Raw genomic sequence first — 14,270 nt, 5'->3', positions numbered from 1 at the left:
GCGCTACTCGGGTGGTTGGCCGGAGCCGGTGAGGCGCCGTTCTACCCGCTCGAGATTGTCCTGTGAGCCCAATAGTACCAGCACGTCGTTGATCTGGACTTCGGTGGCACCGCCCGGATAGCGCTCACGCTTATCATCACGCACAAGTGCCGTGACGGAGACGTCGTCCCGCTCGGTATCAAGCTCCGAGAGGCTCTGGCCAATTGCCGGTGAGCCCTCAGACATCAGCACCGAGTGCAATCGCTCCTGCTCCGAGGCCTCCGGTTTGATGCTGTCCAGCGTACCGCGAAACAGCTCCCTGAGCATTCTGTAATGGCTACTGCGCTGCTCCTGCAGCCGCAGTGCCACCCGGTACAGGGGCACGCCCAGCGACTGCAGCGCATGGGAAGTCAGCAGCATGCTCGCCTCCAGTGTCTCGGGTATGACCTCGGTGGCACCTGCCTTGCGCAGCTCCTCCACATGCTGTTGGTCCCGCGTACGAACCACTGCCGCCAGCTCGGGATTCAGGCGCTTGGCATTGTGCAGCGTCGTCAGCGCCGCCGGCCTGTCGTCATGGCTGATGACCAGTAGCGCCGCACGCTCCACACCGACGTTTTCCAGCACGGTAAGGTCCGATGAGTCGCCATAGAACACCTGCTGCCCCGCCAGCCGCGCCTCCCTCACGATGGCCGGATCCATATCCAGCGCCAGGTAGTCGAAGCCTTCGCTTTCGAGAAAACGGCTCACCGTCTGGCCGGTACGGCCAAAGCCGCAAATCACCACATGCCCCTGGCTCTCGGTAGGCTCGGACGGCGTCGGTACGTCGCCAGCCGGTTTCGCTCGGCCTCTTGAGCGGCCGAATGCCCATAGCGCCAAAGGTTGATTGAAGCGAATCAGCAGTGGCGCCAGGATCATCGAGAACAGTACCGAGTTCAGCACGATCTGTGCCGGCCGGCTGGCGATGATGTTGCCATCCAGGCCAATGGCCAGCAGCGCGAAGCCGAACTCACCGCCGACGGCCAGCACCAGCCCGGTACGAAACGCCGTCTGGGGATCGACCCCCGAGAAACGTACGATCAGCGTGACCAGCACCACCTTTATGCCCAGCAGCCCCACCGCTCCCAGCAGCGCTTCGAGCCAGATATCGGGTAACAGAGCGGGCTCGACCAGCATGCCGATGCTGACGAAGAAGAGCCCAAGCAATACGTCGCGGAACGGACGAATGGTGGACTCGACCTGATGGCGGAACTCCGTGTCACCGAGCACCATACCGGCAAGAAAGGCGCCGAACGCCATGGACAGCCCGAGCGTCTTGGTGGTCCAGGCGGATACCAGAGAGACAAACAATACCGTGAGGGTGAACAGCTCCGCTGAGCGCCGTTCGGCTACCAGGTGAAACAGAGGACGCAGCAGATATCTTCCCGACAACAGCACGATCACGAACGCGAGGAAGGCCTTGGCCAGAGCCATCCCTAGCGCCCCTGCCACCTCATGCATGGCAGCCACACCCAACACCGGGATGATCACCACGAAAGGAACGGCAGTAATGTCCTGGAAGACTGACATAGTAGTGCCGAGCCGCCCATGTCGCGCCTGGCTTTCACCCTGCTCCAGCAGCTGCTTGGAGATGATGGAGGTAGATGACTGGGCGAACACCGCTCCGACGACGAACGCCGCCGGCCCGGGCAACCCCAGCCACCATGCGATCATTGCCACCACCAGAGTAGTCAACGCCACCTGTGCCGTACCCAATCCAAGAATGGTATGGCGCAGCGCATAGATCTGCGGCAGGGAAAAGCTGAGGCCGATGGTGAAGAGCAGAAACACGATGCCGAACTCGGCGATGACGTCGATGTAGTCGTTGTCGATTACCGGGCCGGCCGTATGGGCGCCCAGCATTACGCCGACGAGCAGATATCCCAGGCTAGGTGGGATCCTGAAGCGCTGAAAGACCAGCACGACCAATACCGTTGCACCAAGCAACAGCAGTAACTGCACCAGCGCCTGCTCAAGCATTCATTCGTTCCTGCTCATTGGATGGAGCGTCCCTGGGAAGTTCCTGAATGGGTATCATGACATTGAAATTCAACGTGTACGCATCAACCAGCGCGCCCAGAACGGCGCGAAGAGCATCAGCGCCACCATGCGCAACAGGTGATGGAAGGCAACGAAAACCGGATCGAGATCCAGCGCCACGGCAAGGATCGCCATCTCACCGATACCACCGGGAGCCAGTGCCAGCAGCGCCACATCGCGCGGTACCCCTACCAGCCGATGGATCATCTCGGCGAAGCCGGCCAGCACCACCAATGCCAGCAGCGTGGCAACGAAGGCCTCGAACAGGTAGCGCCCCAGGCGGGCCGAGGAGAGCCCACGGAAACGCGATCCGATGGCGCAACCAAGCACCCAAAGCATCACGTTCATGCCTCCACCCGGCAGGCTCAGGCTGGCCAGGCCGAAGCCGGAGAGCAGGCCGGCGAAAAGCAGCGGGGCAAGCAGGGTGTGGCTGGGCAAGCGCAGCCAGCGCCCCAACGGGAACAGCAACGGCAGGGCCAACAGCATCCAGGCGGCTTCGAAGCCATTCTCCGCAGCCCCCGCGCGCACTGACGCACCGCCCTCGTAGGCCCAGAACAGAGGCGGCAGGATCATGACGACCAGAATGATGCGCAGCGACTGGGCAATGGCGATGCGCCGCGGATCGCCACCGCCCTGCTCCCCCATCAGGATCATCGCCGTCATGGCCCCGGGCGCCGAGGCAAACCAGGCGCTTGTCGAATCGAAACCGCAACGGCGGTACCAGGCCGCCGCCACTGCAGTGGAAGCTGCCACGCCGAGCAGTAGCAGCACGGCGGAAAGCGGCCAGTCCAGCACCCGCTCGGCCAGTTGCGGCGTCACCTGGCTGCCCAGCACCAGGCCCAGCACACCGAGAAAGGCCTCGCGCAACGGTTCGGGAATACGCACATCGACACCCCGGGCGGACACGATCAGGTTGGCCGTCAGTGGCCCCAGCATCCAGGCCAGCGGCATGCCAATGAGCTGGAACACGAGCCCACCCGCGGCCCCGATAGCCAGCGACTTGGCCAGTGCCATTCCTTCACTTCGATCCACGCGGCTCCCTTCTATTAACTTGCTAACGAAATGATTATGCCATAATGCCCGCTTTACTGCCGGTTACGGAGTCCCACATGCCCCGCCTCGACCAATTGCTCGTTATCCAGGGCCTGGCACGCTCGCGTACCCGCGCCCAGCGGCTGATTCGCCACGGCCGGGTCAGCCTGGCGGAGAGCGGTCGCGTACTGGGCAAGCCGGGGGAGAAACTACCAGAGGACGTGCGCCTGGTGGTCGCCGAGGAACCCGAGGAGCGCTATGTCTCGCGGGCGGGACTGAAGCTGGAAGCGTTGATCGAAACGCTGGGGCTCGATCTGAAGGGGAAACTGGTGCTCGACGTGGGTCAGTCCACCGGCGGTTTCACCGATTGTGCCCTGGCCTTCGGAGCGCGCCATGTGATCGGGGTGGAGGTTGGCCATGGCCAGCTCGACCCCGAGCTGCGCGGCGACCCCCGCGTGACCTGCCTGGAAGGGCTCAACGCCCGGGCCATGGCCGCCGACCCAAGCCTGCGCGAGGCGCTCTCGGCCCAGCGGGCCGAAGCTCCCGACATGGCGGTGATGGACGTCTCGTTCATCTCGCAGGCGCTGATCCTGCCCGAATTGGCCGCCCTGCTCGCCCCCGGCGGCGAACTGTTGAGCCTGGTCAAGCCGCAGTTCGAAGTCGGGCCGGGAGGCGTGAACTCGCGTGGCATCGTCACCGACCCGGCCCGCTATGCCGAAGTGGAGGCCGCGTTACGCGGCGTCTGTGCCGAGCAGGGACTGGCCATCCAGCACTGGCAGGAAAGCCCGATCGCCGGCGGTGACGGCAACCGGGAATTCCTGCTGTACGCCGTGAAGCGCTGACGGCGCATCAGCGTCCGCCATCTCCTCCTCCATCGCCGGCGTCACCGATCTCGATGTCGCCTGGATCGCCAGCCGCCCCGGGCGGCGGATGGTCGAGCTTGCACTCGCCATCACTCGGCGTGACGCTCTGAACCTTCTTCGCCGGTCCGCCGCTACGGTGCAGCCACACGTCGAGCTGGTTGAAGGCAATGTCGATACCGTGCTCGGCGAACAACTCGCCCACCCGGCAATTGATCTCGTCGGTGGCGTAAAGCCGGTCACCCAGGGCGTTGACGAAGATGCGCAGCTCGAAGTTGAGGGTGCTCTCGCCGTAGTCCATGAAGAACACCTGCGGCTCCGGATCGCCCAGCACCCGCGGGTTCTCGTCGGCCGCCTGGCGCAGCAGGCGATGCACCAGGCGCTGATCCGAACCGTAGGAAACACCGAAGCTCAACACCACCCGGGTGATCGTATCCGACAGCGACCAGTTGATCAGTTGGTCGGTGACGAAGGTCTTATTGGGGATGATGATCTCCTTGCGGTCGAAGTCGGTCACCGTGGTGGCGCGAATACGGATCCGGCTCACCGTGCCGGTAAGGTTGCCCAGCGTGATGGTGTCGCCGATACGTACCGGACGCTCGAACAGGATGATCAAGCCCGAAACGAAGTTGGCGAAGATTTCCTGCAAGCCGAAGCCGAGGCCGACGCCCAACGCCGCCACCAGCCACTGCAGCTGACTCCAGGCCACGCCCAGCGTGGCCAGCGCCACCACCAGTCCGGTGCCGACAATAGTGTAGGAGAGCAACGCCGAGATGGCGTAGGCGCTGCCCTGCTTCAGCTCCAGTCGCGACAGCACCATCACCTCGAGAAGACCGGGCAGGTTGCGTGCCATCACCAGGGTGAGCACGAAGATCAACGCGGCGGTGAAAATATCGGCAACCGACAGTGCGCTGGTGACGAGTTCCGCGCCAACGCCTTCGCCGGCTTCCCAGATCGCCACGTCATCCAGATAACCCAGCACCGTGAGCAGGTCGGCCCATACCACGTAGAGCAACAGGGCAAAGCCAAGCAGCAGGATCAACTTGGAAAGGCGCAGCGACTGCTGGTTGATCTGCTCCATGTCCAGCGGCGGCTCCTCGACTACCTCGAGCCCGCCCTCGGCGCCCTCCTGGGCCTGGGCGCGGCGGCGCATCAGTGCCCGCCTGAACGCCAGCCGGCGTGCCGCCACGGCCAGGCCGCGCACCACGGAAGCCTCAACCAGAATCCACATCGCCAGCAGATAGAGCGTGATGACGAAACGGCCGATCATGCTCAGCGCCGTGTACTCGTAGCCGGAGACGATGAGCCCCACCAGGATCAGCGGCACCGAGGCCATGATCAGGCCCAGCACCAGGCGGAACAGTTTGACGCCGAAGAAAGGCGTATGGGCAAGAATCAGTCGCGCCAGCAGTACGCTCATGGCCAGCAGCCCCGCCAGCAGCAGGGTCAAGGCGATCGGTCGCGTGGTGAGACTGATCTCGCCGTCACGGGCCAGGGCGGAAATCAGCAGCACCGGGATCAGTGCCACCCCGAGCCAGCCCAGCAGCCAACGCAACCGTGCAACATAGCCGGCGGGCCAATAGAAGTGCTTGGTCGCCACACCGTCACGCACCAACAGGCGTCGTGACCAGGCGAGGAAGGCCCAGGCCAGGGCCAGGTGCAGGAACGCCTGCCCCAGCCCCGAGGCGATCCCCTCCTCGATGGCACCGAGCGAGGCGCCAATACCCGCCAGGGTCAGCGGGCCAGGCAAGGCCAGCAGGGCGTTGAGCCCAACCGCCAGGGGCGTATGCGCCTGGGAATCGCTGCGCAGCCGCCCTATCTGCTCGTGTAGCAGGGCAAGACGACGCTGGATGCGGCGGCGAAGCCCCAGCAACAGCGCCGCCACCAGCACCAGGGGCAATCCCGACAGGGATTCGGCCCCGGGAACGCGCCAGTGAACGGGCAGGACTTCGCGCCATTCGCCCTGCTGCCATTCAGTGACCAGGTTGGCGGGGAGATGACGGAACCAGGCCAGATCCAGCGGCCGGGTATTGGCGATCCAGAACAGTTGTTCATCGATGGTGGTGCGCAGCTCGCGCGAGGTCTCCAGCAATTGCTGCTGGTTGAGCTGCAGCTCGATGGCCGCGCTCAGCAAGCTGCCATAGGTTTGCTCGAGCTGGTCCACGAGCTGGCGTCGCGAATGGTAGAGCCCTTGCAGGGAATCGACCAGCGCCTGGTTGACCTCCACTCCAGCCTCCTCGAGGCGCTGGTTGGCCAGGCGCTCGCTCTGGCGCAGGGCGTCACGCTGGCGCACCAGATCGAACTGGCGCAGGCGCAAGTCGGCAATCTCATCCTGAAGGTTGCGCCGGGCATCGACCTGGGGCAGTGAGCGACGCTGCTCGCGCAGGATACGCGACAGCAGCAGGCTGCCGCGGATTGCCTCGATCTGCTCGTTCAGGCTGCGCTGGAGCTGACGCACATGGTCGAGCTGGCTACGGATCGCCAGGCTTTCACGCACCAGCCCGTTGTGGCGATCGTTGGCGCGCAGCAGCTCGAGGCTGAGCTCACGATTGACCTGCTGAGCGCGCTCGAGCACAGGGTGACCGGCCTCGAGCAGCGGATCGTCGCGCACGGCATCGGCAATCGCCTGTTCCGACGCCAGGCGGCGCTGCCGGTCGATCACGCTCTGCAACAGATTCAGCTCGGCTTCCTGGCTGGCAATCTGCTGGGTCAGCAGGTCGCGCCTCTGCTGGGCCAGCTCGCGCAGCCGCGTGTTGCTGCCCAGCTCGCGCTGACGCAGCCGCAGCGTCCGCTCGGCCAGGCGCCGCTCGACCTGCAGCTGCCAGAGACGAGGCGACTCCTCGCTGGCTCCCTGGGCTTCCAGTACGTCCAGCGAGCGCCGCGTGCGCTCGGCGGCCTGCATCGCCTCGGCGATCGCCTGCTGAGCGCGTTCAGGCAGGGTCTGGGCGGATAGCAACTGGGCATTGACGTCAGCCAGGCGGTCCTGCAGCTGCTGCAGGACGAATACGGCCTCCTGCTGGCGGTACTCCAACTCGTCCAGCGGAACGTCGTCGAGTTCGGCAATCGAACGCTCGAGCGCCGCTTCCTCCTCTTCGAGCAATTCACGCTCCAGGCGCAACAGCTCTGCCGGCGCCTCCTCCAACCGCGTTTCCAGCGCTTCGAGCCGTTCTTCGACCCCTTGCAGCTGCTCGAGAGCATCCAGCGTGGCTTCCAGGGCGTCGATGTCGCGCTGCTCGGCATCCGTGACGCTCTCGCCCTCCCCCGGTCGCATCTCGGCCAGGCGCTCTTCCACCTGACTGCGGTCGGGCAAGGTGTCTTCGGCCACGACCCGACCGCAGACGAACAGCAACAGCAGCAGGACGCACCATGCGGAAAAGCGCCAGGCCGGCAGGCCGGCCCGGCATCGACAGCGATGCATTCGATAAGGCAATTCGTTCACTCTTGCTCTCGGTTGACAGAGGCTCCCGGTTGGAAGGCTCATGGTTGGAAGCGCTCTCGGCTTCGAGCCGATTCTCGGTCCCGAACGCCCGCATGGCAATGGGAAGACAGTGCGGGCCGTGCATCGTTCACGATTCGCTTGCACTCCGTCACGACACGTTTCGCACCGTCATGGTTGACTTAGCCCCCTGGCATGGTAGAAACGGCGTTCATAGTCACCCTCCTCGGTCCCGTCGCCATGATGCATTGCCGTTCATCCTTCAAGGTCCTTCTCGCCCTGCTGCTGGCAGGGACCGCCGGTACTGCCATGGCCCAGGAGGGCCGGCTCACTGCGGAGGAACGTGCCGCAATAGAAGCGCGCATCGAAACGCTTGGCCAGGAGCTGGATTCGTTGCGCCAGCAGCTGACCCAGGACCGGCTGCAATCGGGTGAGCGCCGCCTCGGCCTGGGCGAGGTGATTACCATCGCCTCGGAGCAAGAGCTGCAATCCGTGGAGGAGCGTCGCCAGCTCGAGCGCGCCTCGTTGCGCAACCCGTTCTCGATCACTGCCCACAAGCGCAACTATCTCCTCCCGCTGAACTACGACCGGCGGCCCAACGAGGAGATCTTCGGCGATGTCGACCGGGACGGGACGCCTGACCGCGCCGAGGTCAAATTCCAGTTCAGCGCCAAGTTCAATCTTCTCGAGAACGTGTTCGGCCAACATGGCGGCGACCTCTATTTTGCCTACACCCAGCGCAGCTGGTGGCAGGCCTACAATACCGACTCCTCCTCGCCCTTCCGCGAGACCAACTACGAGCCGGAGTTCTTTGTCGATTTCGAAAATCGCTGGTCGCTGCTGGGCTGGACCAATATCAACAACAGGGTGAGCTTCAACCACCAGTCCAACGGTCGCTCCGATCCGCTGTCGCGCAGCTGGAACCGGGTCATTCTCGAGTCCACTTTCTACAAGGACGACTGGCTGATCAGTGTGGCACCGCATTGGCGGGTACCGGAGTCGGATGGCGACGACGACAATCCCGATATCGAGCGCTACATGGGCTATGGCGATATCACCGTCGCCCACCGCCTCGGCGACAGCGAAGTCAGCCTGCAGTGGCATGGCAATCCCAGCGCCGGGAACATGGGCACGCGCCTGGACTATTCCTGGCCGCTGTGGGGTAACGTCCGTGGCCACCTGCAATATTTCTACGGCTATGGCGACAGCATGATCGACTACAATCACCGGACCCAGCGTATCGGCATCGGCTTCAGCCTCAACCCCATCTTCTCGGGCAGCGGCACCCTGGTCCCGGAATGATCCCGGTCAAGAAGCGCGGCGAAGCGGCGTTGCAGTCATGACGCCTACTGCTATGCTGAGCGTGTCATTCACCGTCAGAGGAAGACTTCCATGGCATCTCGCACCCCGCATACCGACGATACCGCTCGGCAGTTGAAGGAAGACCTGCACCAGCTCAGCCGAACCATCGAAGAGCTGGTCAGTGCCACCGCCGACGATTCCCGCAGCAACATCAAGGAGCTTCGCGAGCGTGCCGAGAAGCGGCTGAAGGAGACCCGCGAGCGGCTCGAGGCCCGCGGTGAGCGACTCTACGGTGAAGCTCGCGACTCCCTGCACCACCAGGCCGATGCCTGCGACCGCTACGTGCACGAGAACCCCTGGACCAGCATCGGCATCGGTGCTGCCGTGGGCGTGGTCATCGGCATGCTCATCGGGCGTCGCTGATGGCGTCCGGCGAAGGCCCGGTACAACGACTGTTCGGTATCAGCAAGCGCCTGCTAGCCAGCCTGTTAGCCACCGGCGAGACGCGCTTGCGTCTCGCCGTGGTGGAGCTCGAAGAGGAACGGGCCCGACTGGTCACGCTGCTATTGCTGTTGGGCTTGAGCCTGGTCATGCTGCTGCTGGGGCTGGGCATGCTGGCCCTGCTGGTGGTGGTGCTGTTCTGGGAGACTCATCGCCTGGCGGCCATCATCATCAGTGCAGCGGTCCTGCTTGGCGGCGGTATCGTCATCGCCCTGCTCAGCCTGCGCCTGGCCCGGCGTCATACCTTGCTGAAGGATACCCTGGCTCAGCTTGCGCTGGATCGTCAGTTGATCGAGGACCACCGTGAATCGCCGCGCCACTGACCGCGAACGCCGCGCCGGGCAGTCCCGCGCCCAGCGCAAGGCCGAACTCATCGCCGCCATCGAGCAGCAGCGCATCGACATCCTGGTCGCAGCAGAGCGCTGGCGGCATGCCTCCGCATCGCTCGATGCGGGTTGGCAGCAGCTCAGACGCTATCGGGGGCTGATCTACCTGGCCGGCGGCGCCCTGCTGCTGGGCAGCCTGCGCCGCCCCGGCTCACTGCTGCGCATCGCCAAGCAAGCCGCCGCTGGCGGCCTGCTGCTCAACCGGGCGCGGCGGATCCTCCAGCAGCTGCGCTGAGAGCCTGCCGACTGGCGGGCCTAAAGCTGTGCTTCGGCGTGATGGCGCTCGCGCCGGCGCCCCATCCCGGCACCCACTTCATGCAGCTCTCGCCGCGCTTGAGACGCTTCTCGATGAAGCGCCGGGTGCGCCGTTGGCCTTCGCTGGTATCCGTCGACCATACCGCCAGTGCCGCCAGGAACAGGCTGGTCAGGGCCATCTCCTCGACCTGTGCACGGCGAGTGCCATAGCGGGCCTCGAGCCGGGCCGCCTCACGCAGCCACTGTACGGTGCGCGAAAGGTCGAAGACCAGCGGTACCCAGGTGTGCAGATGCGGCAGATGGGCCTTGGTACGCAGCATCTGCACGGTGACGCGCCGGTGGGGCGCGAAGGTGTCGAACCAAGCCTGCAGGCAGTGCTCGATACGCACCCGCTCGGGCCAGTCGTCGAAGGTATCGGGCTTCTCGGCCAGCATCGCGCGCCAGCCGCGCTCGAACCAGGCATTGGCCACGGCATCGATGTCGCGAAAACGCTCCAGCACCACGGACATGGGCAGCTCCAGGCTGCGCGCCACCTCGGAGAGACGCACCGCCTGCCAACCCCGCTCCTCGGCCTGACGCACGGCCTCGTCGACGACACGGTCGGCGAATGCGCTGCCCTGAGACTCGGAGGAATCCTGAATCGCGATCATGGTCATGGCGAGCCCTCTGCTTGCGGCTGGTTCTGTCATGCAGCATAGACCGGATTCCCGTTCAGGCCATCAGGCCGCTCGCTCCAGGTAGAGGATGCAGAACAGCGCGTCGCGATCGGTCCAGTGCGCACGTGGTTCGAAGCCGGCGCGCCCGGCCAGCTCGCAAAACCCGGTAATGCTGTATTTGTAGGAGTTCTCGGTGTGCAGGCTCTCCCCGGCGGTGAACTCGATCCGCTCTCCGGCCAGGTGCATGGCCTGGTCGTACAAACTCACCAGGTGCATCTCGATTCGGGAGTCGAGTTCGTTGTAGAAGGCCCGGTGACGAAACGCCTGCGGCTCCACCTCGGCCTCGAATTCACGACGCAACCGCTCCAGCAGGTTGAGATTGAAGGCGGCGGTCACACCGGCGGCATCGTTGTAGGCGGCATCGAGAATCGCCCGATCCTTGATCAGGTCGACGCCGATCAGCAGTCCCCCGCCGGTAGGCAGCAGTTGACTCAGCCCACGCAGGAAGCTCTCGGCCTCCTCGGGCGTGAAGTTGCCGATGCTGGAGCCAGGAAAGAAAGCCACCGGACGCTCGCCCGACAGGCCGTCCGGCCAGCGCATGGGATGCGTCAGGTCGGCACAGGCGGCGTGAACTTCCAGCCAGGGATAATCCGCCGCCAGCCGGTGGGTGCTTTCGAGCAGGAACTCGCGGGAGATGTCCACGCCGAGATAGCAGGCCGGATGCAGTGCCTCGAGCAGTAACCTGACCTTGCGACTCGCACCGCTGCCCAGCTCGATCAGCGTGGCATCGCGCCCCACCACTTCGGCAATGTCGGCCGCGGCAGCGCGCAGGATGGCCTCCTCCGTACGGGTCGGGTAGTACTCGGGCTGCTCGCAGATGGCATCGAACAGCTCCGAGCCGCGGCGGTCGTAGAAGAACTTTGGCGAGGCATACTTCGGCGTGGCGGTCAGCCCCGTCAACAGCTCCTCGTGCAGCGAACCCGCCACCTCGGGCAGGTGGTGGTCGTGAAAGCGGACGGCAGACTCCATGTCAGGCCTCCCTGGCGAGCCGTAAACCGGAAAATGCCCAGCGGGCATGAGGGGGAAAGAAGTTGCGATAGGTCGCACGGATATGATCGGCCGGCGTGGCGCAGCAACCTCCCCGCAGCACCATCTGCCCGGACATGAACTTGCCGTTGTACTCCCCGAGGGTGCCCGGCAGGGTCCGAAAGCCTGGATAGGGCCGGTAGGCACTGCCGGTCCACTCCCAGACATCGCCGAACAGCTGGCTGGCGGCATCCGCACCTGGCGACGCTGCGACCGGCTGCAGGTGACCGCTTTCGACGAAGTTACCGTGCATGACGTTACCGGCCGCTTCGCGAGCCGCCACCTCCCACTCCGCCTCGCTGGGCAGCCGCGCCCCGGCCCAGCGGGCGTAGGCATCCGCTTCGAAGAAGCTGACATGCACGACAGGCGCATGCGGATCCACCCGACGCAACCCGCCCAGGGTGAAGTGATACCACTCGCCGTCACGCTGGACCCAATACAGCGGCGCCTGCCAATCCGCCTGGCCGACCTGCTGCCAACCGTCGGAGAGCCACAGCTCGGGGCGGGAGTAACCGCCATCCTCGATGAAGGCAAGGAACTCCGCGTTGGTCACGGGACGATTGGCCAACCGGAACGCCTCGAGGAACTGGCGGTGAACCGGCCCCTCGTTGTCGTAGGCGAAGCCCGTTTGCAGGTCGTGGCCGATCTCGCGAATGCCGGCGGCATGCTCGAGCCAGGCCAGTTCACCCGGGGGCTCCGCCGGCGCTGGCGTCAGGTCGTCACGGTACCCCGGGCACAGCGGGTTCTGGGCCAGGATGTGCTTGATGTCCATGAGCAGCAGCTCCTGGTGCTGCTGCTCATGGTGCAACCCCAGCTCGACGCGGCGCATGATCTCCGCGGCATGTTCGGGCGGAGGCGATTCGAGCAGCTCCACCATGGCTGCGTCGACATGGGCGCGAAAGCGGTAGACGTCAGCCACCGTGGGACGCGACAGCGTTCCGCGCCGGGGCCGCGGAAACGGCACGCCGTGGGTTTCGTAGTAGGAGTTGAAGAGGTGATCGTAAACGGGATCGAGCGAGCGATAGCGGGGCTGGAAGGGAACAAGAATGAAGGCTTCGAAGAACCAGGTGACGTGGGCGAGATGCCACTTCGGCGGGCTGACGTCATCCATGCTCTGGATCACGTAGTCCTCGGTACACAGCGGCTGGCACAGCCGCTCGGAGGCCTGGCGTATGCGCTGGTAGCGTCTCAGCCACTCCTTGGTGTGCAGGGTATCCGGGGTTTCCCACTGGCGGGCAGAGAGGGACATGGCGCACTCCTGTGACGACCCTAGCCTAGGAGCCTGTCGGACTTGACGCTGATCGGTCAAATCCGACAGGCTCCGCGACGAACCGATTTCCCAAGCGTAGCAACGCCCTCGAGAACGTCCGGTTACGTTGGGTAAGGTTTTGTCGCTCTCAGCGCAAGGCAGTGCGTCCGGGCGTTAACGCCGTCAGAGAGAGCTCCCACAGGCCACGCCGGAAGCCCAGGCCCACTGGAAGTTGTAGCCGCCGAGTTCGCCGGTAACGTCGAGCACCTCGCCGATGAAGCGCAGTTGGGGCAGCCCCTCGACGCTGAAATCCTGTGATGAGATCGAGCGGGTGTCGACGCCACCCAGGGTGACCTCGGCGGTACGCCAGCCTTCGGTGCCGGCGGGCTTGAGGCGCCAGGCGCCTAGTCGCTCCCGCCACGCCGCGATACGGGCATTGGAGAACTCCGCCAGGATGGGGTCTTCGCCGTGCCACTCGACCAGCGCCTGGGCCAGGCGCCGGGGCAGACGCTCCGCGAGCCAGGTCGAAAGCTGGCGGCGCGGTGTCGCCTGGCGAGCCTCTGCGAGCGCAGCGGACAGGTCCAGCCCGGGAAACAGGTCGATCTCGAGTTCGTCGCCGGGCTGCCAGTAGCTCGAGACCTGCAGCATGCCGGGGCCGGAGAGGCCACGGTGGGTGAACAGCATCGGCTCGCGATAGCGCCGCTCGCGCCCCGGCCCCAGCCGCTGGCCGTCGCGCACCGCGCTCACCGCCACCTCGCAGGCCACCCCGGCCAGATCGGCCGCCCGCGCCTTCCACTGCGAGGTCAGGGTAAAAGGAACCAGCGCTGGGCGCGTTGCGGTCACCTCCAACCCGAACTGGCGGGCAACGTCATAGCCGAAGCCGGTTGCTCCCATGGTGGGGATCGAGAGTCCGCCGGTGGCGATCACTACCGCCCCCGCTTCGATGCGGCCGGCGGACGTCTCGAGCCGCATGCCCTCGCCTGCGGTCTCGATGCGTTCCACGGCACTCTTCAGGCGCAGTTCCACCCCGGCCCACTCGCATTCGGTGAGCAGCACGTCGAGCAGCTCCTTGGCGGAGTGTGCACAGAACAGCTGACCCGGCGCCTTCTCCACGTAATCGAGGCCATGGCGCTCCACCAGCTCGACGAAGTGCTCCGGGCGATAGCGCTTCAGGGCCGAGATGCAGAAGTGAGGGTTGGCGGAGAAGAAATTGGCGGGCGACGTGCCCAGGTTGGTGAAGTTGCAGCGCCCGCCCCCGGACATGAGGATCTTCTTGCCAGGCTTGTTGGCATGATCGAGAACCAGCACCCGCCGCCCGGCGTAACCCGCCGTGAGGGCGCACATCAGTCCGGCAGCGCCCGCGCCGACGATCACGACATCGTATCCTTGAGACGGCATGGTGAGTTCCACTGACAACGAAGGGGGCAGATTCTAGCAGAAGTCTCAGCCGCC

12 protein-coding genes are annotated in these 14,270 nt (G+C 65.1%); 5 read left to right on the top strand and 7 right to left on the bottom strand.

Annotated features, from left to right (window positions below; translation table 11 throughout):
* Positions 1-3: 3 nt before the first annotated feature.
* On the bottom strand, positions 4-1,995 hold the full coding sequence (locus tag EKK97_RS08240; protein ID WP_159551009.1) for a monovalent cation:proton antiporter family protein: 1,992 nt from the start codon (positions 1,993-1,995) through the stop codon (positions 4-6).
* Positions 1,996-2,064: 69 nt separating this feature from the next.
* The gene (locus EKK97_RS08235; protein WP_159551007.1) at positions 2,065-3,069 is read right to left on the bottom strand and encodes an AbrB family transcriptional regulator; all 1,005 of its coding nucleotides are present in this window, start codon (positions 3,067-3,069) and stop codon (positions 2,065-2,067) included.
* Positions 3,070-3,164: 95 nt separating this feature from the next.
* On the opposite strand from EKK97_RS08235, the gene EKK97_RS08230 reads away from it, so the two are divergent.
* On the top strand, positions 3,165-3,929 hold the full coding sequence (locus tag EKK97_RS08230; protein WP_159551005.1) for a TlyA family RNA methyltransferase: 765 nt from the start codon (positions 3,165-3,167) through the stop codon (positions 3,927-3,929).
* Between the two features lie 7 nt (positions 3,930-3,936).
* Here EKK97_RS08230 and mscK read toward each other — a convergent pair whose 3' ends face one another.
* Complete coding sequence (gene mscK, locus EKK97_RS08225; RefSeq protein WP_159555728.1) at positions 3,937-7,365, bottom strand: mechanosensitive channel MscK; 3,429 nt, start codon at positions 7,363-7,365, stop codon at positions 3,937-3,939.
* Positions 7,366-7,626: 261 nt separating this feature from the next.
* Between mscK and EKK97_RS08220 the strand changes: the two genes are divergently transcribed.
* The 4 genes from EKK97_RS08220 to EKK97_RS08205 all read left to right on the top strand — a co-directional run bounded on the left by EKK97_RS08220 (position 7,627) and on the right by EKK97_RS08205 (position 9,807).
* Complete coding sequence (locus EKK97_RS08220) at positions 7,627-8,685, top strand: phospholipase A (protein WP_159555727.1); 1,059 nt, start codon at positions 7,627-7,629, stop codon at positions 8,683-8,685.
* Between the two features lie 90 nt (positions 8,686-8,775).
* Positions 8,776-9,108 carry an ElaB/YgaM/YqjD family protein gene (locus EKK97_RS08215; RefSeq protein ID WP_159551003.1) on the top strand — a complete coding sequence of 111 codons (333 nt, stop codon included), beginning with the start codon at positions 8,776-8,778 and terminating at the stop codon, positions 9,106-9,108.
* Positions 9,108-9,509: a phage holin family protein gene (locus tag EKK97_RS08210; RefSeq protein WP_159551001.1), complete on the top strand. Its 402-nt coding sequence runs from the start codon at positions 9,108-9,110 to the stop codon at positions 9,507-9,509. Before EKK97_RS08215 ends, EKK97_RS08210 begins: the two co-directional genes overlap by 1 nt.
* On the top strand, positions 9,490-9,807 hold the full coding sequence (locus tag EKK97_RS08205; protein ID WP_159550999.1) for a YqjK family protein: 318 nt from the start codon (positions 9,490-9,492) through the stop codon (positions 9,805-9,807). The genes EKK97_RS08210 and EKK97_RS08205 overlap by 20 nt, the downstream gene beginning before the upstream one ends.
* On the opposite strand, the gene EKK97_RS08200 is transcribed toward EKK97_RS08205, so the two are convergent.
* The 4 genes from EKK97_RS08200 to EKK97_RS08185 form a co-directional block, all read right to left on the bottom strand.
* A complete protein-coding gene (locus EKK97_RS08200) occupies positions 9,770-10,483 on the bottom strand; it encodes a TetR/AcrR family transcriptional regulator (RefSeq protein WP_159550997.1) in 714 nt (237 codons plus the stop codon). The genes EKK97_RS08205 and EKK97_RS08200 overlap by 38 nt on opposite strands.
* Positions 10,484-10,546: 63 nt before the next feature.
* Entirely contained in the window at positions 10,547-11,512 is a 966-nt protein-coding gene (gene egtD, locus EKK97_RS08195) for an L-histidine N(alpha)-methyltransferase (protein WP_159550995.1), read from the bottom strand.
* 1 nt (position 11,513) lies between these two features.
* Positions 11,514-12,818, bottom strand: a complete 1,305-nt coding sequence (gene egtB / locus EKK97_RS08190) for an ergothioneine biosynthesis protein EgtB (RefSeq protein WP_159550993.1) — start codon at positions 12,816-12,818, stop codon at positions 11,514-11,516.
* A 183-nt stretch (positions 12,819-13,001) separates the two neighbouring features.
* The gene (locus tag EKK97_RS08185) at positions 13,002-14,216 is read right to left on the bottom strand and encodes a BaiN/RdsA family NAD(P)/FAD-dependent oxidoreductase (RefSeq protein WP_159550991.1); all 1,215 of its coding nucleotides are present in this window, start codon (positions 14,214-14,216) and stop codon (positions 13,002-13,004) included.
* Between the last annotated feature and the right edge of the window lie 54 nt (positions 14,217-14,270).

Origin of the sequence: Billgrantia tianxiuensis (assembly GCF_009834345.1) — a bacterium.
In the GTDB taxonomy this organism is placed as follows: domain Bacteria; phylum Pseudomonadota; class Gammaproteobacteria; order Pseudomonadales; family Halomonadaceae; genus Halomonas; species Halomonas tianxiuensis.
This window is presented reverse-complemented; position numbering and strand designations above follow the sequence as displayed.

What these genes read in the sequence shown, in the direction of transcription:
- EKK97_RS08240 (WP_159551009.1), bottom strand. Translation starts at nt 1,995, where the DNA reads ATGCTTGAGCAGGCGCTGGTGCAGTTACTGCTGTTGCTTGGTGCAACG.
- EKK97_RS08215 (WP_159551003.1), top strand. Translation starts at nt 8,776, where the DNA reads ATGGCATCTCGCACCCCGCATACCGACGATACCGCTCGGCAGTTGAAG.
- egtD (WP_159550995.1), bottom strand. Translation starts at nt 11,512, where the DNA reads ATGGAGTCTGCCGTCCGCTTTCACGACCACCACCTGCCCGAGGTGGCG.
- EKK97_RS08185 (WP_159550991.1), bottom strand. Translation starts at nt 14,216, where the DNA reads ATGCCGTCTCAAGGATACGATGTCGTGATCGTCGGCGCGGGCGCTGCC.
- egtB (WP_159550993.1), bottom strand. Translation starts at nt 12,818, where the DNA reads ATGTCCCTCTCTGCCCGCCAGTGGGAAACCCCGGATACCCTGCACACC.
- EKK97_RS08235 (WP_159551007.1), bottom strand. Translation starts at nt 3,069, where the DNA reads ATGGCACTGGCCAAGTCGCTGGCTATCGGGGCCGCGGGTGGGCTCGTG.
- EKK97_RS08220 (WP_159555727.1), top strand. Translation starts at nt 7,627, where the DNA reads ATGCATTGCCGTTCATCCTTCAAGGTCCTTCTCGCCCTGCTGCTGGCA.
- EKK97_RS08230 (WP_159551005.1), top strand. Translation starts at nt 3,165, where the DNA reads ATGCCCCGCCTCGACCAATTGCTCGTTATCCAGGGCCTGGCACGCTCG.
- EKK97_RS08210 (WP_159551001.1), top strand. Translation starts at nt 9,108, where the DNA reads ATGGCGTCCGGCGAAGGCCCGGTACAACGACTGTTCGGTATCAGCAAG.
- EKK97_RS08200 (WP_159550997.1), bottom strand. Translation starts at nt 10,483, where the DNA reads ATGACCATGATCGCGATTCAGGATTCCTCCGAGTCTCAGGGCAGCGCA.
- mscK (WP_159555728.1), bottom strand. Translation starts at nt 7,365, where the DNA reads ATGCATCGCTGTCGATGCCGGGCCGGCCTGCCGGCCTGGCGCTTTTCC.